We start from the raw sequence: 25751 nt of genomic DNA, 5'->3' as shown, positions 1-25751 counted from the left end.
GAGCGGCGGCAATCTCAGCCCGACCAAGCTCAGAACCGCACTTCTGGAAACCACCCGGACCACCTGCATGATCATGATTATCGTCACCGGCGCGGTTATCTTCGGTCATTTTCTCGCGGTCACGAGAATTCCCTTCGATCTCGCCGGCTGGGTCGCGAGCCTGCCCCTGCCCCGTTTTTTGATTATCACGGTCATTATCCTGGTCTATCTGCTGGGAGGCTGTTTCATCGACGCCCTGGCCCTGATCCTGCTCACCGTGCCGATTTTCTATCCGGTCATCCTGGCCCTGAATTACGATCCGATCTGGTTCGGGGTGGTCATCGTCCTGGTAACCCAGATGGGGGTGATTTCACCACCGGTCGGAATCAACGTCTACGTGGTCAAAGGCACGGCTCCGGAGATCCCCCTGGGCACGATTTTTCGCGGCGTGCTCCCCTTTCTCGGGGCCCTGATTCTGGGCACGGTCATCCTGCTGGCCATCCCCCAATTCTCACTTTTCCTCCCCGGCCTGATGCAATAAAACCTCGTTAAAACAACAAAAAAGGCCGGTTTGCACCGGCCTTTTTATATTTCTTCTTCTCTTTCCTCGCAAAAACGTACGCTCACCGCACCAGCAATACCGGAAGATGACATTCCTGAACCACCTTGTTGGCTACCGAGCCGAACATCAGATTTGAAAGCTTGCCGGAACCGTTGGGGGAGATCAGCACCAGATCTACCCCCTGCGCGGCGGCGACCCGACAAATCATATCGGCCGGATTACCGCGTTCCATTTTGGCCTCGGCCGCAATTCCATTTTTTTCAAGCACCAGGCGATGTTTCTCCACCACCTTCTGGCAGTGTTCCAGAGACTGCCGGGTAATAGCTTCGAGCTGGCTTTGTTGAAAACCGTGATATTCGAGCTGGGAAAAAGGAACCACGATCAACAACGTCGCCCGCATCGGCATCATGTCCTTCATGTTTATGATATAATTCAAAACCCGATGCGCCGCAGGCGAATCATCAACAGGAACCAGAACATGTAAAGGCATTCTCAATTCTCCACAATCATCAAAACTAATTATGATGGCTTCGTAACCACTCCCGCGATCTCGTTCCCCTGCAACCCACCCAGCCAGAGCCGGGAAGGTCCAGGTGCCTCGCCTGTGCAGTGTTTACGAAGCCCATCCCGTTTTTTACGATTTCATACATTGTTACGAATTTATCTAAAGAGCCACGCGCGACCAGATCCCTGCTCCGGCCACAGTTCACGCGACAGAAACGGCGGCCGGGGTCCAACCAGGAATCATTTTCCGTAGAAGAACTCCGGCAGGAAAAGAACCACGTCCGGCCAGTAAGTCAGCAACATCAAAGTCGCTATCTGAATCACGAGGAAAGGGATGACTGCCTTGGTTACGTAGATCAGTCCCCGATTAACCAGGGCTCCGGTGATATAAAGGCTGACACCGAGCGGCGGCGTACAATAACCGATCCCCAGGTTAACCGTCATCAGAAGACCGAAGTGCAGGGTGCTGATATTATATTCTGGCAACATCGGCAGCAGGATCGGGGCCAATATCAAAGTCGCCGAAATGATATCCATGAACATGCCGACCACCAGCAGCATGATGTTGACAATCAGAAGGAAGGTCCAGGCGGAGTGAACCTTGCTGACCACGATCCCGGCCAGAATCGAGGGAATCTGCTCCAGGGTGAGATAGCGGCCAAAGGCCGTCGCCCCGGCCACGATGATCAGCAGGGTCGCCGAGGTCACGGCCGAGGAAACCACGACATCCTTGACCTTGGACAATTTCATATCCTTATGAATGAACAGCTCGACGACGAAGGCGTAGACACAGGCAACGACGGCGGCTTCATTGGCGGTGAAGACCCCGGAAAAGATCCCTCCGAAAATCAGCACCGGCAACATCAGGGCCCAGAAACCCTGGCGCAAGACCCGAAGCACTTCCTTGAAAGTCGGCGGCGGGGAGCGTTTGAAATCACGATTGCGACAATAAAAGAAGGAATACAGGGACATCGCCACCATAATCAGGATTCCGGGAACGAAACCGGTCATGAAAAGGGCGGCCAGCGAGTCGTTGCTGACCATGGAATAAAGAATCATCGAGATACTGGGCGGAATGATAACCCCCAGAATCGGCGCGGTCGTCATAATCCCGACGCTGAATTTTTCATCGTACTGATTATCCATCAGGGCCGGAATCATAAAGCCGCCGATGGCAACCACGGTCGCCACGGTGGAGCCGGAAATTGCGCCGAACATACCGCAGGCAAGCACTCCGGCCATAGCCAGACCGCCCGGAAAAAAACCGACCACCGCATTGGCAACCTTGATCAGCCGGTCGACAATCGACCCCGAGGTCATGATATTGCCGCAGAGGATAAAAAACAGCACCACCACCAGAGCGAAATTATCCATGCTTCGGAAAAGGGTCTGAGCCAGCATCAGAATCGGCATGTCGGTAAAATAAATAAAGCCGAGAATGCTGGTAAAAAACAGGGACATGAAGACCGGAATGGTCGCCCCCAGACAACCGATCAAACAGAAAACAATGATTAAATAAGAATTATCCATTTCGTTAGACCTTCTCCCCCGTAAAATCTTCCCACAGGGCCATGATGGTTCGAATGAACATCATGGCGCCCATCAGCGGAAGAATGGCATAGAGAAGCACCAGCGGAACCTGCAGGATAATGGTTTTCTGCTGAGTCGAATACTGCAATGCGGCCATCTGCCAGCCAAGATAAAAGATCAACCCGCTGTAGCCTAAGGTACAGACATGACTGAAATAGTCGAGTGGCTTCTTCAATACGGGGAAAATCTGAGGCAGGGCATCAATGCGAATCATGGAGCGGTTTTTAATCGCGGCGGAGCAACCGATGAAGGTAGTAAAAATTATGACTTCCCGAATGAGCTCTTCCGACCAGGCCAGGGAATAGTGAATCGTGTAACGCAAAACCACATTCACAAAGAGCGAGATCAGCCCGACCATAACGACGACAAAAAGACTCCATTCTTCAAAAAAAGAAAAGACTCTATCAATAATCCTGAAACTTCTGGCGATCATAATATCCTTCAACCAATCAATAAAATGACAATTTCAGTGGGTAAAAGTAAAAGCAATACGGAAGCAGGCCCCGCTACCCAACATCAAACAGGAAAGCAACCCGATGTAATCCTGAAAATTTGAATCAGCAACGAACTCGGAAACCCTCCCCACAACCCCATCGGGCTTTCTCCGCCGCAAAGAAACTAAAAAGCCGGAAGCCTGGTAAGCTTCCGGCTTTCCGGAAGGAAAAGCTTTTAATAATCAAGCACCCGTTTGTAACCCAGGAAATCCTGAACCTTCTTCAGATAGTCAGCCCCGATTTCAGCGGCCCATTGTTTATGAACCTCGTCCCCTTTAACCCGCAGAAGCTCCATTTCCTCAGCCGGCAGTTGGTAAAAACTGATTCCGGCTTCCTTGGCTTTGGCGATCTGGTCGACTTCCTGCTGACGGGTCATAACCCGGGTTTTGGCGCATTCCTCATGAATAACATCCAGCAGAATCTTCTGAAGATCAGCCGGCAGAGAACTGTAGAATTTCTCATTGACCAGAAAAATAAACAGTCCCTGCGCATAGTTGATCTGCGTAAAATGCTTGCAGACATCGAATTTTTTCGTGATGTTACAAACCATCGGCGTATGGTCGAGACCGGTGATCACCTTCTGGTTCAGAGAAATGGGCACATCGGGCCAAGGCATGACCACGGGATTCAACCCCCAGGCCCGGTACAGAGACTGATTAACCGCCGCTTCAGCGATTCTGAATTTCACCTTGCCGGCGTCAGCCAGGGTTTTAACCGGATCTATCGTCGCCCAGCCGTAATTACCATAGCCGGTGATATCGACGCCCAAAACCCCCTGGTGCCTCATGCCGTCAAGAAAATACTGCCAATATTCGCTCCCGATATACTGGTCGAGCTTGTCAAACGAATTAACCAGAAAAGGCAGGTTGATAAGCCCCATTCTGGGAGCCAGGTTGGTAACCGCGACCGAGGAAGAAAGCATGCCCTGAATCGTGTTGGTTTTCAGCATGTTAAGAACTTCGACTTCACCGCCCAGCTGCGACAGAGGATAGTATTTAAGCTCAATCTGGCCGTTACTGCGCTCCCAGAGGCTGTCCCGAACCCGGTAACCAGCCGCCACGCCTTCGATGACCGGATGGGAAACATTTGAAACCTTCATGACATACTTGGCGCCCGACATGTCGACCTTCGGCTGCCACTTAGCCAGCGGATTAACCTTCTCCGCCCCAAAAGCGGTTGAGCACACCATTAAGCTAACCAGAACCAGCATGCAAACAAAGCATCTCTTCATTTTTCTACCCCTCTCCAATTTAATCTTGTTAGTCCCGCAAAACCAGCTTCCGATCGAAATCCTGAACAGATCGTAATCCAACCCCGATCGACAGACTTTCGACAAACCTCCCCTTACTCCTAGCATAACATTTTTATAAAAACAACCATAAAACAGTGAATCAAGCTCCTGCGGGGCCCGGTGCCGATCGCTATCTGATGCTCCGGAACCAACCGCGAAAGGCTTTCCGGGAAAAAGTATTTCCCTTGCAATTAACGCCGCCAACAAGTATTATAAGGACTTTCCGAGCGTTCGGAAAATTATCCATAATCTATTGAAATGACGGAATAAATAGGTCTTTTAAAAAAACCGGCCGCAACCATGATAAAAAGTAAAGCCAACTATCATCTCTGCGCCCTGATCTTTTTGCTCTGCACCTTGCTGGTCTTGTTGCAAACGGGCAGCAATTTACATGCCTCCGGCAAAAAACAAATAGAGTTTGCCGTGGACCATCCCCCCTATCTTGAAGAATTTGTCTTGAGTTCGGAGAACGGTCAAATCAGGCTTTCCGTGGAAGTCGCCAACCCTTTCGATCAAGAGATCAAATCACTTCTTTTAAACGGTGTCTCGCAGAATATCACCCTGCATACCGAAGTGAAAGTGAACAAACTTAACCTGTTCCTGATTAATTTCAACCGCACCCTCGGCAAAAAAGTCCACGTCCACCAAATTCAATACGACAACCTGAAAAGAGTTTTCATCGTCAGTAATAATTCCACTGGAAAAACCAGAGAAACCACTTCTTACAAAGAGGCCCTGGAAGAGGCCGCAAGCTTTCGTGACATTACACTCCTGACGTCGGCTCAACTTGAGGAAAACCGTAGCTACCAGATTGAAACCTTTTGTGAAATCAGAAAAGTCCGCCTGCCTTTTCATCTTGAGTACCTGTTTTTCTTCCTCTCCGCCTGGGATCGCAAAAGCAACAGCTACACTATCGACATTCCCGAGCGTCTGCTTTCCGAAACGATGCAGAGATAGCCTTGCTTTCACCATCACCCAATAGAACTATTCCGGCAACCACCACGTCGACCGACAAGGATCGCATCCGGCGCCGGCGCGAAACCGTGATCATCACCATCCTGAGCGTGATCATCATTTCCCTTTTCTACATTGAAATCAAGCTGCCCAACCTGATGCCCGCCGATCTGCCGATTCTCGGCAATGTTCTGGTTTTCGCCCTGATCAACATCAACATCATCCTGCTGCTGCTGCTGATCTTTCTGATTCTGCGCAACCTGTTAAAACTGCTGCTCGAAAGAAAACGTAAAATCGTCGGTTTTCGTCTGCGGACCAAGCTGGTGGTCGCCTTCATCTCGTTGTCTCTGTTTCCCACCATCCTTCTGTTTGTCGCCGCCACCGGATTTATCCGCTACAGCCTGGACAACTGGTTTTCAACCACTTTTGAGGCTTCTCTGGATGCTTCCCTGATCATCGCGCAGGAATATTATGACAACCTGCGCCGCCAGAATCAAGGCCTGGCCTTAAGCCTCGCCACCGAGGCGACCCGGCGGGGTCTGATGATCGGAGAAAAAAAGGAGCCGATGCAAAAACTGATCGATGACAAACGTGCTGAATTTTCTCTTGACGCGATCGGGGTTATTCTTTCGCCCGGCAACCAGGTCGTGGTTCTCAGCCTCAGCGACAACCTGACCTACAACCAGTTTCTGGAGGGACTTGACCTGGGCGACCGCCCCCCCCCCAGAAACCGCATCATCCCCCTAGACAGCGGCGCTGCCCTGGTACAGGGCTGGGCACCGGTTTTTTCGGTCTGGGAAGGGGATGAAGTCATTGCCATGGTGGTAACGGTAAAGTTTGTTCCCGCCCTGCTCGCCTCCAGAATGGAAAGTATTTCGGGAAGATACACGGCCTACAAAAAAGCCAAGAACCTGGAGCTCTACATTAAGAGCAATTACATTCTGACCTTTGTCCTGATCACCGCATTAATCACCTTCATTTCCATCTGGTTCGGTTTTTATCTGGCGAAAGACATTACCGCACCGGTCCATGAATTGGCCCTGGCAACCCGCGAGATCGCCGGCGGCAACCTCGATTTCAGCATTGACATGGTGGCCAGCGACGAACTCGGAATCCTGGTTGACTCATTTAACAGCATGACCCAAAAACTCCTTGTCAGCCGGCGTGAGAGCGAACTCGCCCACCAGGAGATGAGCCGCATCAGCAGTGAGCACGCTGAAAGACGACGCTACATTGAAACCATCCTTGAAAACATCAACTCCGGGGTGATCGCCATTGATCGCAGCGGTCGCATCACCACCATCAACCGGGCAGCGGAAAGAATCTTTGCCTTCTCCGCCCCCGAGGTTCAGGGCAGAAACTATCGCAACATCTTTCCCGCAGAACTTATTCAGAAAATCCGCCAATACCTGAAGGAAAGCCAGAGTGACCCGCATAAAGAAAGCAGTATCGAGCTGACCCTGCCTGAAATCAACCGCTATATCTCGGTTAATTTCAGTCCGTTCTACAATGACAGCCGGACTTACATCGGCATGCTGATTCTGATCAACGACATGACCGACCTGGTCAAGGCCCAGAAAACCGTGGCGTGGCGTGAGGTCGCGCGACGAATCGCGCATGAAATCAAGAATCCACTGACCCCCATCGCGCTTTCGGCCCAGCGCATTCAGCGCAAATACAGCGGCCTGACCGCCGAAGGCGATCAAGTTTTGCAGGACTGTACGTCAACCATTGTCAAGCAGGTCAATGAACTTAAATCGCTGGTCAATGAATTCTCCAATTTCGCCCGCATGCCACAAGCGCGACCGACGCTGCAAAACCTTAACCCCCTGATCGAAGAATCACTGATCCTTTACCGCCAGAGCCACAGCCGGGTCTCGTTCAGTTTTATCCCGGACAGCAGAATTCCGGATTTTTATCTTGATCACGAGCAAATCAAACGGGCCCTGACCAATCTGCTTGACAACGCCCTGGCGGCTCTGGAAAAGACCAGAGACGGTCAGATCTGGATTACAAGCAGACTTGACAAAAGTCTGGAAATGGTTATTATCGAGATCAACGACAACGGCCCGGGTATCGATGAAAAAACCATGTCACGTCTCTTCGAACCCTATTTTTCCACAAAAAAAATGGGTACCGGACTGGGTTTGACCATCGTCAAAACCATTATCAATGATCATCGCGGCTTCATCCGCGTCCGGGAAAACCATCTCAAAGGCACCTGCTTCGTAATCGAACTGCCCATCATAAAAACCATATGAAAAAACATATTGTCATCATTGATGATGAACCCGCCATTCGCCAGTCGATGAGCGATATTTTTACCGACGAAGGTTATTCCGTAAGCTGCGCCGAAGATGGCGGCAGCGCCCTGACCCTGCTTGAGAAAGAATCTCCCGATCTGATTTTTCTCGACATCTGGCTGCCCGACAGCGACGGCCTAAAATTACTTCCGGGCCTGAAAACCGAGCACCCCGAAGTTCCGATCATCATGATCTCCGGTCACGGCACCATCGAGACCGCGGTTCAGGCCACTAAAATGGGCGCCTTTGACTTTATTGAAAAACCGCTCTCCCTTGACAAGCTGGTGATCACGGCCGCCAACGCCCTGACCCTCTCACGCCTGCAGGAAGAAAACCTCCGTCTGAAAAGGCAGTATCATGAAAACCGCTTGACCGGCAACTGCCCGGCCATCATCCAGCTCAAGGAGCAGATCCGGATCATCGCCCCGACCGACGGCTGGGTTTTAATCGTCGGTGAAAACGGAACCGGCAAGGAGCTGATCGCTCGAGAGATTCATCGTTTAAGCAAGCGCGGCGACCAGCCCTTCATTGACGTCCACTGCGCCGCAGTTCCTGAAGAACTGATCGAGGCCGAGCTTTTTGGTTGTGAAAAGGGGGTCGGCGGAGCCTTGAGACGAAAGCACGGCAAGTTTGAAGAGAGCCATGGCGGCACCATTTTTCTCGATGAAATCGGCAACCTGAGCCTCGCTACCCAAGCCCGAATACTCAGGGTTATTGAGGAAAGAACCTTTACCCGCTTGGGTAGCAACCAGAACATCCCGGTCAATGTCAGGATTATCGCCGCAACCAACAAAAACCTTGAGCACGAGATCCACAGCGGAAATTTCCGGAGGGAGCTCTTTAACCGGCTTGACATTCTGCCCATTCAGACCCTTCCTTTACGCGAACGGCGTGACGATATCCCGATCCTCGCCGACACCTTTCTGGCCGGCTACTTCAAGGAACATGGCGGCAGCCGTCACCACCTGGATCCGGAAGCCATCGACCGACTGAAGATTTATCACTGGCCCGGCAATATCAGGGAGCTCAAAAACCTCATGGAAAGACTTGCGATCATGTGCGACAAAGAGCTTATCTGCAGCGCAGATCTGCCCCCATATCTGAGAAATCCGGAACCGACCCTGACACCGAACCAGTTCGTCTGGAACCATCTTTTGGCAAATGATTCACTTACCGAGGCAAACAAAAACTTTGAGAAGATCTACTTGGGCAATAAGCTCGATGAAAACGACTGGAACATCTCGAAAACGGCTCAACGGATCGGCATCAGCCGACACAGCCTGCAACGCAAGCTCAAATCTCTGGCCCTCAAGCAATCCGACTGACCATGTCCAATAACACCGAACGGCTTTATAACGCGGAAGCCATTGAGGTTCTCAAGGGCCTGGATCCGGTCCGATTACGACCCGGCATGTACACCGATACGACCCGGCCCAACCATCTCGCTCAGGAAGTCATCGACAACAGTGTCGATGAAGCCATGGCCGGCTTTGCCAATCGCCTGGAAGTTATTCTCTACAACGATAACTCGCTGGAGGTCAGGGATAACGGTCGCGGCATGCCGGTCGACATTCACCCCGAAGAGCAGGTCCCGGGAATCGAACTGATCATGACCAGGCTTCATGCCGGAGCCAAATTCAACCATAAAAGCTACCAATATTCAGGTGGTTTACACGGGGTTGGAGTTTCTGTCGTCAATGCTCTCTCCCAGCATCTGGAGGTTGAAGTCAAACGCGACGGCGGTCGTTTCACCTGTGCCTTCAGTGGCGGAATCAGCAGCTCTCCCCTGACCCGGATCGAGGATGTCGGACGCCGCAACACAGGCACCGCGATCAGATTCTGGCCGGACCCGAAATATTTCGATACCGTCAAATTCGCGGTTAACCGCCTGATCCATACCCTGCGGGCCAAGGCGGTTCTCTGCCCCGGGCTGAAAGTCAGTTTTATCGACCAGATCAACGAAGAGAGTTATGAATGGCTCTTTGTCGATGGCCTGGCCGACTATCTCAAACAGAGTCTCGACGGCCGTTCTCAGATTCCGGATCCGCCTTTTACCAGTAAATTCAGCAGTGATTCCGAAAGCGTAAGCTGGGCCCTGACCTGGTTACCGGAAGGGGGAGAACCTATCAATGAAAGCTATGTCAACCTGATTCCCACGTCGGCCGGAGGAACCCATGTCAACGGCCTGCGCAGCGGTTTACAGGCGGCTATCAGAGAATTTTGCGACTTTCGCAATCTTTTGCCCCGAGGACTGAAACTTTCCCCTGAGGACAGCTGGGAACATTGCAGCTACATCATTTCCTTGAAATCTCAGAATCCCCAATTTTCCGGCCAGACCAAGGAACGACTAACTTCAAGGGAAAGCGCGTCCTTGGTCGCCGGGGTGATCAAGGACGCTTTCAGCCTCTGGCTGAATGAACATCCCGCCATCGGCGAGGAAATCGCCGCTCTGGCTATCGCCAACGCGCAGAAAAGACAACGGGCGGCCCGCAAGGTCGAACGCAAGAAAATCACCAACGGGCCGGCCCTGCCCGGCAAACTGGCCGATTGCGTCAGCCAGGATCCGGCCCTGAGCGAGCTCTTCCTGGTCGAAGGCGATTCCGCCGGAGGCTCCGCCAAACAGGCCCGGGACCGAAATTTTCAGGCGGTCATGCCGTTGCGGGGGAAAATCCTCAACACCTGGGAAAGCGATGTCGAAGTCATTCTGGCCTCCAAGGAGATTCATGATATCGCCGCCGCCATCGGGGTCGACCCGGGCTCCGACCGCCTCACAGACCTGCGCTACGGAAAAATCTGCGTTCTCGCCGATGCCGATTCCGACGGTCTTCATATCGCCACCCTGATCTGCGCCCTGTTCCTCCGTCATTTCAAGCCCTTGGTCCGGGCCGGCCATCTGTTCATCGCCATGCCTCCTCTCTACCGGATCGACCGTGGCAAAGAGGTCTACTATGCCCTTGATGAGACCGAAAAAGAAGCTATCCTTGAACGTTTGCGGGAAGACAAAAAAAACGTTCGCATCAACCTGCAGAGATTCAAGGGACTCGGCGAGATGAACCCCCTGCAATTGAGGGAAACCACCATGGCGGCCGAGACCCGGCGTCTGGTCCAGCTGACCCTGAACGAAGCCGGCGAGGATTTCCAGATCATGGACATGATGCTGGCCAAAAAAAGAGCCGCCGACCGCCGCCAGTGGCTCGAAGATAAAGGCTGTCTGACTGCAGAACCACTAGTTCCGACGGACGCCGCGGCCCAATCCCAGGAAAACGACTAAACAAAATCATATGACGCAGGAAAAGCAGTTATTCCTTCAGGACGAATGCGAAAAGCAGTTTCTCGGCCGTTTTACCGAAAAGGCTTACCTCGAGTATGCCATGTATGTCATTCTCGACCGGGCTCTCCCCCATATCGGTGACGGCCTCAAACCGGTACAACGGCGCATCATCTACGCTATGTCCGAACTCGGCCTGAAAGCCGGAGCCAAATACAAAAAATCGGCGCGAACCGTGGGCGATGTACTGGGCAAGTTTCATCCCCACGGAGATTCCGCCTGCTATGAAGCGATGGTCCTGATGGCCCAGCCCTTCACCTACCGCTACCCCCTGATCGACGGCCAAGGCAACTGGGGGGCTCCGGATGACCCGAAGTCATTCGCCGCCATGCGTTACACCGAAGCACGGCTTTCCGACTATGCCGATCTGCTGCTCAGCGAACTGGATCAGGGCACGGTCGACTGGGGAGATAATTTTGACGGCACCTTGCAGGAGCCGCTTCTGCTTCCGGCCCGGCTGCCCAATCTTCTGCTTAACGGCAGCACCGGCATCGCCGTCGGCATGGCGACCGACATCCCCCCCCACAATCTCAGTGAGGTTGCCGAAGCCTGCATTTATCTGCTGGACCATCCCGAGGCGACCACGGCCGCTCTTTGCGAGATTATCAAAGGCCCGGATTTTCCTTCCCGGGCCGAGATCATCACCCCACGCGAGGAACTTGTCAGGCTCTATGAAAAAGGCAACGGCACCCTGAAAATGCGGGCGGTCTACGAACTGGAAGAGCATGACATCGTGATTACGGCCCTGCCCCACCAGGTTTCCGGCGCTCGGGTCATGGAACAGATCGCCGCCCAGATGCAGGCCAAGAAACTGCCCCTGGTGGCCGACTTACGAGACGAGTCGGACAACGAGGAACCGGTTCGTCTGGTCATCATTCCCCGTTCCAACCGGGTTGACCCCGAGCTGTTGATGGCCCATCTGTTCGCCACGACCGACCTTGAGAAAACCTACCGGGTCAACCTGAACCTGATTGCTCTCGACGGACGTCCCCGGGTCATGGGACTGGCCCAACTACTCAATGAGTGGCTCCGCTTCCGTATCGAGGTCGTCCGTCGGCGTCTTAACTACCGCCGGGAAAAGGTCGAAGCCCGTCTTCACATTCTTGCCGGCCTGCTGATTGCCTTTCTCAATATTGATGAAATCATAGACATCATCCGCCGCCATGATCAGCCGAAACCGATATTGATGCAGCATTTCGGCTTAAGTGAAAAACAGGCGGAAGCGATTCTCGAACTGAAGCTGCGCCATCTGGCCAAACTGGAAGAGCTCAAGATCAAAGGTGAAGCGGATGAACTCGAAAAGGAAAGACAGTCCCTGGCTGAGATTCTGGCTTCCGAGCGCAAGCTGAGAAATCTGATCCGTAAGGAAATCAAAAACGACGCCAGACTCTTTGGTGATTCGCGTCGCTCTCCAACCGTCATCCCCCGCAATGAAGCCCAGGCCTTGAGCACAACCGAGCTGCTGCCGACCGAAGCGATCACCGTCATCGTCTCCGACAAAGGTTGGGTCAGGGCGGCGAAAGGTCACGACATCGACCCTCTGAAACTCACCTATCGAACCGGGGATGCCTTTAAAACGGCGGTTACCGGGCGCAGCAACCAGCCTGTCGTTTTCCTGGCCGCCAACGGGCGCTGCTATACACTTGCGGCCCACACCCTGCCTTCGGCCCGCAGCCATGGAGAACCGTTGAGCGGACGCCTGCAGATTGACAGCCCTATTGAACATCTGCTGATGGGTGAAAATGAGGAAAGGTTTCTCCTGGCCTCGGATGATGGTTATGGTTTTATTACCTGCCTGCAGGACCTGCTGAGCAAAAACCGTAACGGCAAGGCCGTTCTGAGCCTACCTCAAAACGCCCACCCCCTGCCTCCGCTGCATCTGGGAAGGACAGAGCAGGAGGAACTCGTGGCTTTGAGCAGCAGCGGCCGCATGCTGATTTTTGCTCTCCAGCAGTTGCCGCTGCTGACCCGGGGCAAAGGCAACAAAATCATCAGCCTTAACCCCAATGGGAAAAACCAGTCCGAAAACGAAACCCTGAAAATGGCAATCATTCTGCCGGCGGGTGCCACCTTGAGGGTCCATGCCGGGCACCGCCAGATGACCCTGAAAAAAGAAAATCTCGAGACTTATCGCGGTAGTCGTGGCCGTCGCGGCCTGCTGTTGCCGCGGGGCCTGCAACGAGCGGACAGTCTGGAAATAATTTTCGACCAATCCGACCCAGACCATGGATAAACAAAGTCTGGAGGTCATGAGTGGAGTTCTGCTGCGCCAAGTGCAGGGTTCATTCATTACCAAGATTCATCAGATGACGCCCTGGCATTTGCTCCTGCGTCTGCGCGGAGGGGGTCACGTCGGAGAACAACGCTTGCTGATTGCGATCGCTCCGCAGGCGCCGGGCCTGCATCTGACTCAGCGCCGTTATCTTAACCCGCCGCGACCCTTACGTTTCTGCGCCTACCTGCGCCGTCACCTGCAGGGGGCCCGGATTCTCGATCTGAAAAAAGACGCCCATGACCGCATTATTTTTATCCGCGCCACCACGCGGGAAACCGAAAAGCAACTGATCATCGAATTCACCGGCAAAAACCAAAACGTCGTCTTCACCCAAGGCGAAAATATGATTATAGGCGCCTTGATGCGCCCGGTTTCCCATCATGAAAGACTGGCCCCGGGTTTTGCATATCGCCCCCCCGAGCCGATAATTGCCGGCTCCCCCAACAACACGGCGCCGGTGCTCCTGCACGAAATTATCCCGAATCCGTCCACCGCCTCCGCTCAGGAGCTGCTTTCCGCCTACGATGACTGGTTTTTCCCCCGTTACCAGCAGCACTACGGCGCCCTTGAGTTCAGGAAACTTGAAAAAGCTCTGCAGCAACATTTGCGCCGCCTGCAGAAAAGACAGCAGCATCTTACCGCGGAAGCCGCCGAAAAGGAAAAACATCTCGACAATCGTCGTCTGGGAGACCTGCTCAAGGCCTCCTTGCCGCGGCTGCAAAAAGGCCTGAGCACGGCTTACGTGGTTGATTACTGGTCGGAAAAACTCGAGGAAACCGCCATCGCCCTGAATCCGGCGCTCACTCCTCAGGAGAATCTGGAAAAACTGTACAAAACTGCGAAAAAAGCCAGAAGGGGACTCGAGCTGATTGAAGACCGCCGCCGGCTGACCCGCGGCGATGAAGACTACACCATGAATCTACTTTTTCAGTTCAGCAAATTCCGACCGGAGAGCGATACTTCGGAAGAGTTACAGGAACTGCTGGAGCTGGCGGCCGCTCTGACGGCTAAAAAATCCAGGTCAGAGCCACTCGCCGAAAAAAACAAAAATTCGCGCGTAAAACCGGCGCGCCCCTCCCCACAACCAGGGATCACCCGGCTTGACGGGGTGGCCGGAGGCGTCATCTATCTCGGCCGCACGGCCCTGGCCAACGACTATCTCTACCGTCATCTTGGTCGAGCCGAAGATTTCTGGTTCCATGTCCGGGAACGCCCCGGGGCCCATGTTCTGCTCAAAGCCTCCCCCGACGGCAGCGCCCCGGAAGCCGAACAGCTGCAGGCGGCCACCCTGGCGGCCGCCAACTCTCAGATCCGGGGAGAACGCCGAGTCGAAGTAACCATGACTAAAATTAAATATCTGCGTAAACCCAAAGGGGCCCACCCGGGCCAACTGCTCCTCAGCGGTCCGCATACGACCGTGACCGTCAACCCGGAAACCAGCAAAGGATAAATAACATGTCAGAAGCGATCAACCCGGTGCGCAACCAGCTGGTTGAGAAACTCAAGCAGTCAGGTTTCAAACAAGAGCAGATTGCCGCCGCCGAGGATCTTCGCTCCTGTTATGGTTATGACGCCACCCGCCAGAGCCGGTCGCCGCTGCTCGCGGTGCTGCCCGAGAATCATAAGCAGGTCGTAACCGTAATCCGCCTGGCCGCCGACCAGGGACTGAAGATTTTCCCCCGCGGGGCCGGCAGCGGCATGTCGGGCGGCTCGATTCCCAGTGCGGACGGCATCATCCTGTCCCTGACCAGAATGAAAAAGATTCTGGAAATCGACCAGGATAATATGATAGCTACGGTTGAACCCGGAGTAGTGACGGCCGAGCTGCAGGAAGCGGTCGCCAGGGTCGGCCTGTTCTACCCCCCGGACCCGGCCAGCCTCGGCTTTTCAACTCTCGGCGGCAATGTCGCCGAGAATGCCGGTGGTCCGCGAGCGGTAAAATACGGCGTTACCGCTGACTATGTGATGGGCCTGGAGGCGGTCATGATCAATGGTGAGACCATCCGTTGCGGCAATAAATGCGTGAAATCGGTTTCCGGTTACGATCTGACCTCGCTGCTGGTCGGATCGGAAGGCACCCTGGCCGTCATCACCCGGATTCTGCTAAAACTGCTTCCCGCTCCGGAAAGCGTCCGCACCTCGCTGCTGGCCTTTCCTTCCATGGCGAGCGCGGCCCGGGCCATCACCAGCATGCTGAAAAACCAGATCGATCCCTCGACCATCGAATTTCTTGACCGGCACTCAATCAACGCGGTCCGGGAAACGCTGCCTTTTTCTCTCCCCGACGGTGCCGATACGCTTCTTCTGGTCGAAATTGACGGCTCGGTTTCCAGTGTCGAGGCCCAGAACCGCAAGCTGCAAAGCCTGTTAAAAGATGACGCCCTGCTGTTCATCGAAGCCGGCAACCAAGCGGAGCGAGCCCAGCTCTGGAGCGCCCGCAGGCGGCTTTCGCCCGCAATCGCCAATCTTGCGCCCCATAAAATCAACGAAGACATCGCGGTTCCCAGAGCCGCGATTCCGGCCGTGATCGATCGTCTGGGAAGACTCTCGGAGCTGGTCAAACTGCCGATTGTCTGTTTCGGACATGCGGGTGACGGCAACATCCATGTTAACGTCATGCTTGATAAAAACGACCCCGAACAGGCTCGGCGCGGGGAAGAGGCGGTCGCCGAAATCTTTGCCATCACCCTGTCGCTGGGAGGGACCCTTTCCGGTGAACATGGCATCGGCAACACCAAATCAGCCTATCTCGACAAAGAATGGAACCGCGCCACCATTGCCGCCATGCGGGCGATCAAAAGAGCCTTTGACCCGGAAAATCGTCTGAATCCGGGCAAGATTTTTCCACCGGAAGACTGACCACCGCCTGCCGGTGAATTTTCACGAAGATGAAGGGCTGCGGTTTCAAAGACAGGCTTTTCGCCCGCCGACTTCCATCAGGGATGAGCCAACGATAATGATTCAGCCCATATCAAATAAAAGATTCCGTTTTTCGGCGCCGGCCGAAAAACGCTTGCTTTGACGAGATAAAGAACATGAGCCAAGCCAACTGGCGGGACGAACTGAAAAAATGCGTCAAGTGTGGGGCCTGCATGACGGTCTGCCCGATTTATCGGCAGACCGGACGGGAGGAAATGGTGGCCCGCGGCAAACTGAATCTGATTGAATCCGTCCAGGGAAAGTCAGATCTGCCGCCAGGCTGGCGGGAAGCGGTGGACCACTGTCTGCTCTGCTGTTCCTGCGAAGAAAACTGCTCAAAAAACATCAGAATCACCGAGATCATCGCGGCCGCACGCAACCATCAGAACCAGGAATGCGGCCTCAATCCCATTAAAAAAAGCGCTTTCGCCCTACTCAAAAGTCGTTTTTCGAGTTTGGCCGCCTTACTTAAAACAGGTTCACTCCTGCAGGGCCTCTGGGGACGAAAACTACCTCGCCACAGTGGTCTTCAACGCCGTCTGCCCTTACCCGGCATCGATGAACAGACGGTTATTCCGGTTCTGCCCCGCCGCAACCTCGATGACTTGCTCAGGCAACAAAAACCGCAAGCCGCGCTTGAACCGGTTATTTATTTTCCCGGTTGCGCCACCCGTTACCTTTACCCGCAAACCGGACTTGATCTTATTTATGTCCTTGAACAACTGGGTTTTCAGGGCCTGTTCCCACGCGAACTGGTTTGCTGCGGCCTGGTCGCCTGGGGGACCGGCGACCAGGATAGCCATCGGGTTTTACAAAATCGCAACCTTGAGGTCTTTCACCGGCACGCATCCGTCAAGGAAATCGTTACCGGCTGCGCTTCCTGTGGACATGCTCTGAAAGAATATGAAAATCTGCCCGCCGGCTGCGAAATTCTGGATATCAGTGAATTTCTTTACCGTCACCGGGAAAAGCTGGAAAGGCTGGTCGGCAACCGCCGCTTATCCAGGAAAATCACTTATCACGATCCCTGTCATCTGCGCAAAGGCCAGAACCTCACCCGCGAGCCGCGCTGGCTGCTCTCCCTGATCGCCGGGGAGAATTTCATCGAAATGAGCCATCCCGAACGCTGCTGCGGAGCCGGCGGCACTTTTGGTCTGACTCACAAAGCTCTGTCGCGTGAGATTCTGGCCGAAAAAGCCTGTGATATTGAACAAACCGGAGCCCTCACCGTCGCCAGCGGCTGTCCCGGCTGCCTCCTGCAGTTAACTGAAGGAGCGGTGGTGGCCGGCAGCTCCTGGCAGGCCGAACATCCTGTCAGCCTGCTGGCCGAACTTTTAAGAAGCCCAGAGAAGCCGTCATGAAAGAAGAGCCTGGACTGACCATCAAACAGCTCGAGAAGCAAATCAGAGAGCTTTATAAAAAATTGCTCCTGGCCGATCGCGAGCTCGACCACAGTCAGGGCTCAAAGTTACTCAGAATCCAGGAAGGTAAAAATCAACTCGCTGAAATCATTGAAATTTCACCAAATCCAGTGGTCATGTTCACCCTGGAGGGCACGATAACCTATCTCAATCCGGCCGGGCACCGTCTGTTTGCACTCGATGCATCAGAAAAGCTTCCGAAGCGGTCGTTTTTTCAGATTTTCTCTGAAAGTAACCGTTACTTTCTGAAGACCGAGGCTCTGCCGACGGCCCTGGACCGCGGCCAGTGGCAAGGTGAAATCGAAATCTCCACCCCCGGCGCCAAACTGATCTGCCACATAATCCTGCTCGTGCACCTAAGCAAACGTGAAACCAAACCTTTTTTTTCCGCCACCTTGCATGATCGCACCGCCGTTATCCGGGCCGACCGCACCATTAAAACCGTCATCGCCAATACCTTCGGAGTCTTCGGAGAGCCTTTTTTCAAGAACCTGGTCGCCACCCTGCGTCATTGGTTTGCCTGTGAAACCGCCTGGATCGGCACGATTGAAGAAGAACAGGTACAGATAATAGCCCTGGAAAGCGATCAGCAGACAGCCGATTCCTTCAGCTATAAGCTGAATTATTCCCCATTGTTCGGAACAGAAAAAAAACGCATTTGCCATATCCCTGAAAACATTCAGGAACACTTTCCCGACAACCGGTTTTTCAAAGAATTCCGGGGCTCGGGCTACATCGGCATCGGTCTCTACAACTCCGCTGAAAAAATGATCGGCCTCATGGGCGTCTTAAAGAAAAGCAAGCTGGAACTGCCCCCCGGAACCGAAGACCTGCTTACGATTTTCGCCGCCCAGACCGCCACAGAAATCGAACGCCGTAAAGGTGAACAGGCTTTGCGCCGCGCCAGTGCCGAGGCGGATGAAATCAACGCGCAACTGGAACAGGCCATTCAACGGGCCAACCGAATGACCCTTGAGGCGGAGCTTGCCGACGCCGCCAAAAGTGAATTTCTGGCCAACATGAGCCATGAAATCAGAACGCCGATGAACGCCATTATCGGTTTTTCGTCACTGTTGCTGGACACACCCCTTGATCACGATCAACGCGACTATCTCAACATCATCATCAGAAACAGTGAAGGGCTGCTGCTGATCATCAATGACATTCTCGACTATTCAAAAATCGAAGCTAAAAAACTGGATCTCGAAGAGATCCAGTTTCCGCTTCGTGAAACCACCGATGATCTGCTCGGCCTGCTCTCTCTCAGGACCGCAGAAAAAAATCTCTTCTTCCACTGCATTGTCGACCACCGGATTCCGGAACTGGTTCGCGGTGATCCCGGCCGCCTGCGGCAAATCTTGATCAACCTGACCAATAATGCCATTAAGTTCACCAAGGAGGGGGGAATCATCATCCGAGTCTCCATGCTGGATAAAACCACCACCCTGGTTAAACTCCATTTCTCCGTCACCGACACCGGGATTGGTATTCCCAGTGATCGGATTAACCGGCTTTTTCAATCCTTCACCCAGGTTGATTCATCCACGACCAGGGAGTTTGGGGGTACAGGGCTGGGACTGGCGATCTCCAAACAACTGGCCGAGTTGATGGGCGGAGAGATTGGCGTCGAAAGCCAGCTTGGCCAGGGCTCAACCTTCTGGTTTACCGTCGTCCTGGGCCGCGAGCCCACTGCGAACGGCCCACCCCAGGCAAAAATCTTCGCTGGACGCCATTTCATCCTGTTCACGCCCCCGCCGGCTTCAAAGACCGCAAGCCAGCAAACGAGACCGGCCGGCGAGGTCGCAGAACAACATCTTTTAGCCCTGAATTGCGGGGTTGACAAGGTCTTTTCCCTGCCGTTACTGACCCAGAAACTCTATGATGCACAAACCGATTCCGTGCCCTACGACATATTGCTCGTGGATCTTTCGGAAAAAACAGCGTTGGAAAACTTAAGAAAATTAATCCCTCAATTTCTGCTGCCTCGTTTTCTGGTCGGCCTGACTCCGCATCCCCAGATGAAAACCACCACCGATTTTGATTTGCTTATTCCTACTCCCATTAAAAGATCCCTGTTATGTGAACAGCTGGCTCACGTCATGGGGCTCGGGCGGCCGAGGGAAAAGGATGAAAAAAAATTGTCGCAGGAGGGGAACACGAGGGAAAGCAAAAAAAATCTGCGCATTCTCCTGGTCGATGATAATCAGGTCAATCTTAAAGTTGGCTCGAAAATGCTCGCCCAGCTCGGGCTGAAATGCGCGACCGCCGGCAATGGCGTTGAGGCGCTGGCGGCGCTGGGAGCAGCCCATTACGATCTGGTATTCATGGATATTCAGATGCCGGAAATGGACGGCTACGAAACCACCAGACTGATTCGCAGCCGAGCGACAACCACCATCAACCCCAAAGTCACTATCGTCGCCATGACCGCCCATGCCCAGAGAAGTGATCGGGAGCGCTGTCTGGCGGCCGGCATGGATGATTTTCTCAGCAAACCGGTCCGCCAGGAAGAACTCAAGCAGATTATTGAGCGCTGCCTGTCCCGCCGGGAGAACCCCCTCAAAACCGAGGCATCCGAAACCACGCACGAGGATTTAAAAACCGAAAGCCTTTTTCAGGAAGACGAAAATGGAACAGTTTGCGACACCGATCTTTTTGACCGCACGGCGTTTTTGAAAAAACTTGACGATGATTTTGATCTGTACCATGAGCTTTTGCACGATTTTATCCAGAGCGCCCAAGTTTTTCTTAAAGATATCAAGCGGGGCGTCGCAGAAAATGACTTTGACCGGGTCAGAATCGCGGCCCACAGCCTGAAAGGATCTGCGGGAAGCCTTGCCGCCCATAAGCTTCAGACTGCCGCCTACGAGGTCGAAAAAGCGGTTCTCGCCAAGGACACGCAGAGACTCTACCAGGGCCGCGAAAGAATGGAAATGGAATTCGAGATCTTACATGAAATCCTGAAGGATGAGCTCGCCGGCCGCCAATAGCTTTTTCGTGGCCGACCGGGCTCGAAGATTATTCAGCTCACACAGCGGGCCGTCTGACGCAAGGCCAAATCCGCCAGCACCATGGCCGCCATGGCTTCAACCACCGGCACCACCCGGGGCAGCACGCAGGGATCATGTCTGCCCTTACCTTCCAGAATAACCGCATTGCCGTTATAATCAACCGTGTTCTGAGGTCTAGCGATGGTCGGCACCGGTTTGAACGCAACCTCAAAAAATACCGGCTGGCCATTACTGATCCCTCCCTGAATCCCCCCGCTGAAATTACTGGAGGTCGCCAAGCCGCCATCACCGACCACGAAAAGATCATTATGCTGGGAACCGGTCATCGCGGCTCCGGCAAAACCCGAGCCGACCGCAAAACCCTTGGCCGCCGGCAGGGAAAGCATGGCCTGAGCCAGGAGTGCATCCATCTTATCAAAAACCGGTTCGCCCCAGCCGGCGGGCAGATGACGGCAAACACAGCTGACCACCCCACCGACTGAATCCCTGGCAATCCGGGCTTTTTCAATTTCCGCGACCATGGCCGCGGCAGCCTCGGGATCAGGACAACGTACCGGCGAGGCCTCGACCGCGGACCGAGAAATCGTGGTAAGCGGCGCTTGACTGAAAACCGCCCCGCCGATCTGACTGACCCAGGCCACGATTTCGACCCCGAACCGCAGGCGCAGGAACTCCTCCGCCAAGGTTCCGGCCGCCACCCGGGCCAGGGTTTCCCGGGCGCTGGCCCGCCCTCCCCCGCTGCGGGCACCGACTCCATATTTCATTCGATAAGTATAATCGGCATGCGAGGGCCGCGGCACCTCCGTCAAAGCTCCATAATCAGCCGGCTTGAGATCGGTGTTGCGAACCAGCATGGCAATCGGCGTGCCCAAGGTCTTGCCGTCCTCCAGGCCGGAGAGAATCTCCAGGCGATCAGCTTCCCGGCGCGGGCTGACAAGGTCGCTCTGCCCAGGACGCCGCCGGTCAAGCTGAGCCTGAATCACCGGCAACGAAACCTCGATTCCGGGCGGGCAGCCATCGACCACGGCCCCTACCCCGGCCCCGTGCGACTCACCAAAAGTCGTAACTTTGAACAGCGTACCAAATGTACTGCTCATGGCATAACCTTCAGACTTTGCATAAGAGTACGATTTTTCTGTAAATAGTCAACGATCCGGGCAACGATCGCATCGGGAGACAGCCGCTCAACCTCAATCACATAGTGAGCGATTTCCCGGTACAGCGGTTCGCGTTCAACCAACCCGCGCCGGATTTCCTCGGCCGGACTCAAAGCCGTCAATGGCGGTCTGAATCCCGCCGTTTGCGAATCCAGCGCCAGACGGGTGGAAATAACTTCTGGACCGGCCTTCAGCCAGATGACCCGACCACGACTCCGCAAAAAAGCACGGTTATCCGAATCCAGAACCATTCCCCCCCCGGTTGCCAACACCATCGCCGCCGAAGCGTCACACTCTTTTAAAATTTCACTTTCAAGCTTACGAAAAGCCGCCCAACCAAAGTTTTCAACAAAAGCACTGATACTCAGGCCCGCCCGTTCGACCAGCAAAAGGTCACTGTCCTGAAAAGGAAGACCAAGCGTCGCGGCCAGTTTCCGGCCCACGACGCTCTTTCCCGCCGCTCGATAACCGATCAGATACAGATTAGACATGGTTTAACTCCAAATCTGGCCGCAGCTGCCATGCCACTAGAGAGCGGCAAAAACCTTCCAGAAATCGGGAAATGATTTTTCCACACAATGTTCATCCTCGATTTTCATTCCCGGAAGGCAGAGGCCGGCAAGGGCAAAGCTCATGGCAATTCGATGATCGTCATAGGTCTTGATTAACGCGCCCTGCGGCCGGCCGCCGGTGACCGCGATATAATTCTCTCCGCATTCGACCATGATTCCCATTTTACCCAATTCGGTGGCGACCGCCGCCAGGCGATCACTTTCCTTGGCTCGCAGATGAGCTACATTGGTCATCATCGTGCGCCCCTTGGCAAAGGCCGCCACCACCCCTAAAGTCGGAACCAGATCCGGCATGTCACCCATATCCACCGTCAGGCCCTGCAGAGGCCGGCCGCTAACCGTGATTCCGTCATCGGCAAATTCAAGGCGGCAACCCATTTTTTCCAGCACCCGGATAAAACCGAGATCCCCCTGCGCGGAATCAGCCGAGATGCCGAGAACCTTGACCTCGGCTTGGCAAATCGCTGCGGCCGCCCAGAAATAGCCGGCTTGAGAACAATCCGGCTCGACCGCGTAATTTCCGGATCGATAAACCTGACCACCGCCGACCTGAAACCGTTCACAACCGAAAGCCTGGGCTTCGATGGCGAAATTTTTCATGACCGTCAGGGTGAGATCAACGTATGGTCTGGAAACCGGCCCTTTGACGACCCGAATCTCAAGTCCCTGCCGCGTCAAGGGAGCGATCAGCAGCAGGGCCGAAAGATACTGACTGCTGACACTGCAATCAATCTCCACGCTCCCCCCGGCAATCCGACCACCGCCAATCCGAAGCGGCGGACAACCGTTCTGCTGTAAGGATGCCGCCGGCACCCCAAGCTGGCCCAAAGCCGTCAGCAGTTCGGCCATCGGCCGCTGCCGCATCCTGGGACTGCCGTCAAAGGTATAAAAACCCTCTCCAAGCGCCGCCACGGCGGTCAAAAGACGCATCGAAGTACCGGAATTTTCAAGAAAAATATCTTCCCGGCAGGGTTGTAACCGGCCTCCGGTACCGAGCACCCTGAAACTGCGGGCCGACGCATCAGCGTTAATCCGGGCTCCCATGTGCCCGAGAGCGGCGGCGGTCAATTCGGTATCGCGGCTGAAAAGCGCGCCCTCGATAAGACTTTCACCTTCAGCCAAGGCTGAGGCGATCAAGACCCGGTGCGTATAGCTTTTTGATCCCGGCACCCGAACTTCGGCGGACTGTACCCTTCTGGGCTTAATTTCCAACACTTGACGTCTCCTGCAAAGAACAGTTTTCCCCCAAAGCCCGCAACACCGCCTGCCGCATGATCGCAACCGGAGCTTTGACTCCGGTCCACAACTCAAACTGCAGAGCGCCCTGCGCCACAAACATTTCCAGCCCATCGATGATCAGCGCCCCCCGGCGACCGGCAGCCTGCAACAGGCTGGTATTCAAGGGGTTATATACGATATCCATAACCACCATGCCCGGCTGCAGAAATTCTTCCGGCAGAGGAGTTTGCGCCTTTTCGGGAAACATGCCGACCGAGGTTGTGTTAATTATTATTTCCGGAGCGAAGGCAGGAATTTCCGCCAGGCTCAAGACTTCGACCGCAAAGTCACGGGCCAGTTCCCGCGCCCGTTGCCGCCCGCGATTAACCAGCGCGACCCGGCCGCCGCTCCCGGTGACCGCATGAACCAGGGCCCGCGCCGCGCCGCCGGCTCCAAGAATCAGAACCCGGCGCCCCTGTGGATCGACTTTCCGGCGCAAAGCCGTCAAGGCTCCAGGGGCATCGGTATTATAACCACATAAACGGCCCCGACGATTTACCACCGTATTGACGGCGCCGATCACCCGCGCGTCCTCGGCGACTTCGTCCAGGCAATCCATAACCGACTGTTTATGAGGCAGCGTCACACTCAAACCGGCAATCCCCAAAGCCCGAACCCCGGCAAGCGCGGTCGCCGCATCAGTCACCTGGAAAGCGACGAAACCAGCCGCCATCCCCATCGCTTTAAAAGCGGCATTGTGCATGACCGGGCTTAATGAATGAGCAATGGGATTACCAATCACCGCATACAGAGATATTGTTTTCAGCGCCATCTATTCACTCCGGAAAACCGGCGGCATACTTCCAGAACAGGCCCCGAGCCCGAGCAGACGGGCAGACCCACATCTACGGAAAACTGCATTTTTCACTTAGTCTTCTGCCTTTTCCCGATCATGGTTCAGAGGGTATCAATCCGCACGATTCGCCGGCCATGATTCTGACCAGATGCTCCTTGAACTCCTTGATTCCGGCGCCGGTTACGGCTGAAAGAGCCAGAACGCGCCGCCCGTTCATCAGGGGATGATGACTAAGTTGCTCGAGCAGCGCGGCAACCAGATCCGCCGAGACGACATCCATCTGAGTCAGGATGACCATTTTTTCGCGCTCCAGCAAGTCGTCGCGATACAGCGTGAGTTCCTGACTGACGACGCGATAGGCGCCGATCAAGGCCTCAATCGTTTGAAACTCGGCCAGAGAAAGCAAATGCACCAAAAGTCTGGTTCTTTCAATGTGACGCAGGAATCTAGTCCCCAGACCAGTTCCCAAATGTGCATCACTCACCAGACCGGGAATATCAGCGATCACTACCTGCTGATAGTCGCCCACCGGCATGATTCCAAGATGAGGCTGCAGGGTGGTAAAAGGATAAGCGGCAATCTTGGGCCGGGCAGCCGACACGGAAGCAATCAGGGTCGATTTGCCGGCATTGGGCAGACCGATCAGGGCAACTTCAGCCAGAAGTTTCAGGACCAGCCTGAGTCGGGCCTTGCCACCTTCTTCTCCGGGCTGAGAAAAACGTGGCGTCCGATGGGTCGATGAGGCAAAATGAGCATTCCCCTTACCTCCACGGCCCCCCTTGGCAACAACCAGAGACTCATCGTGGGCCATGATTTCGCCGCCGAAAAGCGCCTCTTCAGCCTCGCCCTGAGGAGGCAGGAACCAGATTTCAGTCCCCAGCGGCACCTTGATCACAAGATCATCCGAAGCCGCACCGGTGCGATCTTTTCCTGCTCCGTTGCCCCCTTTGTGTGCCCGATAAAGGCGCTGATAACGCAAATCAAGCAGAGTATTTTTCTGACTGTCACCACACAGAATAATATCTCCGCCCCGCCCGCCGTCTCCACCGTCTGGCCCTCCCTTGGGAATATATTTTTCCCGGCGAAAGCTGACACAACCGTTACCGCCGCTGCCGGCTTCGACCTCGATGGTAATTTCATCAATGAATCGCATAAGTTAATTGACCGACCGGAGAATTGTTGGAAAGCAAAACAAAAAAGCCCTTTTAATTAAAAGGGCTTTTTGGGGATAAGGTCAGTCAAAGACCTTCTAATTCAGAAGGACCCATAAAATTTCCATTGGCAGCACTTTCAGCTACCTCGCTTACAACAGGACCT

The 25751-nt window shown here is 54.4% G+C and carries 18 protein-coding genes and 1 pseudogene; 10 read left to right on the top strand and 9 right to left on the bottom strand.

The features are described 5' to 3' along the window. Nucleotides 1-520 (top strand): TRAP transporter large permease subunit (locus ENN66_11975; protein ID HDS17297.1); only part of this gene is annotated, 520 nt, incomplete at its 5' end. An 82-nt stretch (nucleotides 521-602) separates the two neighbouring features. Here ENN66_11975 and ENN66_11970 read toward each other — a convergent pair. The 4 genes from ENN66_11970 to ENN66_11955 form a co-directional block, all read right to left on the bottom strand. Next, a complete protein-coding gene (locus tag ENN66_11970) occupies nucleotides 603-1031 on the bottom strand; it encodes a universal stress protein (protein ID HDS17296.1) in 429 nt (142 codons plus the stop codon). A gap of 254 nt (nucleotides 1032-1285) precedes the next feature. After that, a complete protein-coding gene (locus ENN66_11965; GenBank protein HDS17295.1) occupies nucleotides 1286-2575 on the bottom strand; it encodes a TRAP transporter large permease in 1290 nt (429 codons plus the stop codon). Nucleotides 2576-2579: 4 nt separating this feature from the next. Continuing rightward, on the bottom strand, nucleotides 2580-3068 hold the full coding sequence (locus tag ENN66_11960) for a TRAP transporter small permease (protein ID HDS17294.1): 489 nt from the start codon (nucleotides 3066-3068) through the stop codon (nucleotides 2580-2582). 236 nt (nucleotides 3069-3304) lie between these two features. Beyond that, nucleotides 3305-4360 carry a TRAP transporter substrate-binding protein gene (locus ENN66_11955; protein ID HDS17293.1) on the bottom strand — a complete coding sequence of 352 codons (1056 nt, stop codon included), beginning with the start codon at nucleotides 4358-4360 and terminating at the stop codon, nucleotides 3305-3307. Nucleotides 4361-4720: 360 nt separating this feature from the next. On the opposite strand from ENN66_11955, the gene ENN66_11950 reads away from it, so the two are divergent. From ENN66_11950 to ENN66_11910, 9 genes are all read left to right on the top strand, one after another. Further along, a complete protein-coding gene (locus ENN66_11950; protein ID HDS17292.1) occupies nucleotides 4721-5377 on the top strand; it encodes a DUF4390 domain-containing protein in 657 nt (218 codons plus the stop codon). 2 nt (nucleotides 5378-5379) lie between these two features. Then, nucleotides 5380-7635 (top strand): PAS domain S-box protein, encoded by a 2256-nt coding sequence (locus ENN66_11945; GenBank protein ID HDS17291.1) that lies wholly within the window; start codon nucleotides 5380-5382, stop codon nucleotides 7633-7635. After that, nucleotides 7632-9002 carry a sigma-54-dependent Fis family transcriptional regulator gene (locus ENN66_11940; protein HDS17290.1) on the top strand — a complete coding sequence of 457 codons (1371 nt, stop codon included), beginning with the start codon at nucleotides 7632-7634 and terminating at the stop codon, nucleotides 9000-9002. The genes ENN66_11945 and ENN66_11940 overlap by 4 nt, the downstream gene beginning before the upstream one ends. Before the next feature lie 2 nt (nucleotides 9003-9004). After that, nucleotides 9005-10948 (top strand): DNA topoisomerase IV subunit B, encoded by a 1944-nt coding sequence (parE, locus tag ENN66_11935; GenBank protein ID HDS17289.1) that lies wholly within the window; start codon nucleotides 9005-9007, stop codon nucleotides 10946-10948. Between the two features lie 10 nt (nucleotides 10949-10958). Continuing rightward, nucleotides 10959-13238, top strand: coding sequence for a DNA topoisomerase IV subunit A (gene parC, locus ENN66_11930; GenBank protein ID HDS17288.1), 2280 nt, complete (start codon nucleotides 10959-10961; stop codon nucleotides 13236-13238). Further along, nucleotides 13231-14730, top strand: a complete 1500-nt coding sequence (locus ENN66_11925; protein ID HDS17287.1) for a DUF814 domain-containing protein — start codon at nucleotides 13231-13233, stop codon at nucleotides 14728-14730. The genes parC and ENN66_11925 overlap by 8 nt, the downstream gene beginning before the upstream one ends. Nucleotides 14731-14735: 5 nt before the next feature. Further along, entirely contained in the window at nucleotides 14736-16139 is a 1404-nt protein-coding gene (locus ENN66_11920; GenBank protein ID HDS17286.1) for an FAD-binding protein, read from the top strand. A 176-nt stretch (nucleotides 16140-16315) separates the two neighbouring features. Then, a complete protein-coding gene (locus tag ENN66_11915; protein ID HDS17285.1) occupies nucleotides 16316-17560 on the top strand; it encodes a (Fe-S)-binding protein in 1245 nt (414 codons plus the stop codon). Further along, the gene (locus tag ENN66_11910) at nucleotides 17557-20610 is read left to right on the top strand and encodes a response regulator (protein HDS17284.1); all 3054 of its coding nucleotides are present in this window, start codon (nucleotides 17557-17559) and stop codon (nucleotides 20608-20610) included. The genes ENN66_11915 and ENN66_11910 overlap by 4 nt, the downstream gene beginning before the upstream one ends. A gap of 32 nt (nucleotides 20611-20642) precedes the next feature. Here the strand turns inward: ENN66_11910 and aroC are convergent, their stop codons facing one another. From aroC to obgE, 5 genes and pseudogenes are all read right to left on the bottom strand, one after another. Further along, on the bottom strand, nucleotides 20643-21728 hold the full coding sequence (gene aroC, locus ENN66_11905) for a chorismate synthase (protein ID HDS17283.1): 1086 nt from the start codon (nucleotides 21726-21728) through the stop codon (nucleotides 20643-20645). Next, the gene (gene aroL / locus ENN66_11900) at nucleotides 21725-22279 is read right to left on the bottom strand and encodes a shikimate kinase AroL (protein HDS17282.1); all 555 of its coding nucleotides are present in this window, start codon (nucleotides 22277-22279) and stop codon (nucleotides 21725-21727) included. Before aroL ends, aroC begins: the two co-directional genes overlap by 4 nt. 36 nt (nucleotides 22280-22315) lie before the next feature. Beyond that, nucleotides 22316-23575 carry a 3-phosphoshikimate 1-carboxyvinyltransferase gene (gene aroA / locus ENN66_11895; protein HDS17281.1) on the bottom strand — a complete coding sequence of 420 codons (1260 nt, stop codon included), beginning with the start codon at nucleotides 23573-23575 and terminating at the stop codon, nucleotides 22316-22318. Continuing rightward, a complete protein-coding gene (locus tag ENN66_11890) occupies nucleotides 23562-24410 on the bottom strand; it encodes a shikimate dehydrogenase (GenBank protein HDS17280.1) in 849 nt (282 codons plus the stop codon). Before ENN66_11890 ends, aroA begins: the two co-directional genes overlap by 14 nt. 118 nt (nucleotides 24411-24528) lie before the next feature. Then, nucleotides 24529-25587, bottom strand: a pseudogene (gene obgE, locus ENN66_11885) (GTPase ObgE). Nucleotides 25588-25751: the final 164 nt, after the last annotated feature.

It is taken from the genome of Pseudomonadota bacterium, from assembly GCA_011049115.1.
Lineage (GTDB): Bacteria > Desulfobacterota > Anaeroferrophillalia > Anaeroferrophillales > Tharpellaceae > DSCM01.
The sequence above is the reverse complement of the archived record's forward strand: the minus strand, read 5'-3'. Positions and strand labels throughout refer to the sequence as shown.

What these genes read in the sequence shown, in the direction of transcription:
- ENN66_11970 (HDS17296.1), bottom strand. Translation starts at nt 1,031, where the DNA reads ATGCCTTTACATGTTCTGGTTCCTGTTGATGATTCGCCTGCGGCGCAT.
- ENN66_11965 (HDS17295.1), bottom strand. Translation starts at nt 2,575, where the DNA reads ATGGATAATTCTTATTTAATCATTGTTTTCTGTTTGATCGGTTGTCTG.
- ENN66_11960 (HDS17294.1), bottom strand. Translation starts at nt 3,068, where the DNA reads ATGATCGCCAGAAGTTTCAGGATTATTGATAGAGTCTTTTCTTTTTTT.
- ENN66_11955 (HDS17293.1), bottom strand. Translation starts at nt 4,360, where the DNA reads ATGAAGAGATGCTTTGTTTGCATGCTGGTTCTGGTTAGCTTAATGGTG.
- ENN66_11950 (HDS17292.1), top strand. Translation starts at nt 4,721, where the DNA reads ATGATAAAAAGTAAAGCCAACTATCATCTCTGCGCCCTGATCTTTTTG.
- ENN66_11940 (HDS17290.1), top strand. Translation starts at nt 7,632, where the DNA reads ATGAAAAAACATATTGTCATCATTGATGATGAACCCGCCATTCGCCAG.
- parE (HDS17289.1), top strand. Translation starts at nt 9,005, where the DNA reads ATGTCCAATAACACCGAACGGCTTTATAACGCGGAAGCCATTGAGGTT.
- parC (HDS17288.1), top strand. Translation starts at nt 10,959, where the DNA reads ATGACGCAGGAAAAGCAGTTATTCCTTCAGGACGAATGCGAAAAGCAG.
- ENN66_11925 (HDS17287.1), top strand. Translation starts at nt 13,231, where the DNA reads ATGGATAAACAAAGTCTGGAGGTCATGAGTGGAGTTCTGCTGCGCCAA.
- ENN66_11920 (HDS17286.1), top strand. Translation starts at nt 14,736, where the DNA reads ATGTCAGAAGCGATCAACCCGGTGCGCAACCAGCTGGTTGAGAAACTC.
- ENN66_11915 (HDS17285.1), top strand. Translation starts at nt 16,316, where the DNA reads ATGAGCCAAGCCAACTGGCGGGACGAACTGAAAAAATGCGTCAAGTGT.
- ENN66_11910 (HDS17284.1), top strand. Translation starts at nt 17,557, where the DNA reads ATGAAAGAAGAGCCTGGACTGACCATCAAACAGCTCGAGAAGCAAATC.
- aroC (HDS17283.1), bottom strand. Translation starts at nt 21,728, where the DNA reads ATGAGCAGTACATTTGGTACGCTGTTCAAAGTTACGACTTTTGGTGAG.
- aroL (HDS17282.1), bottom strand. Translation starts at nt 22,279, where the DNA reads ATGTCTAATCTGTATCTGATCGGTTATCGAGCGGCGGGAAAGAGCGTC.
- ENN66_11890 (HDS17280.1), bottom strand. Translation starts at nt 24,410, where the DNA reads ATGGCGCTGAAAACAATATCTCTGTATGCGGTGATTGGTAATCCCATT.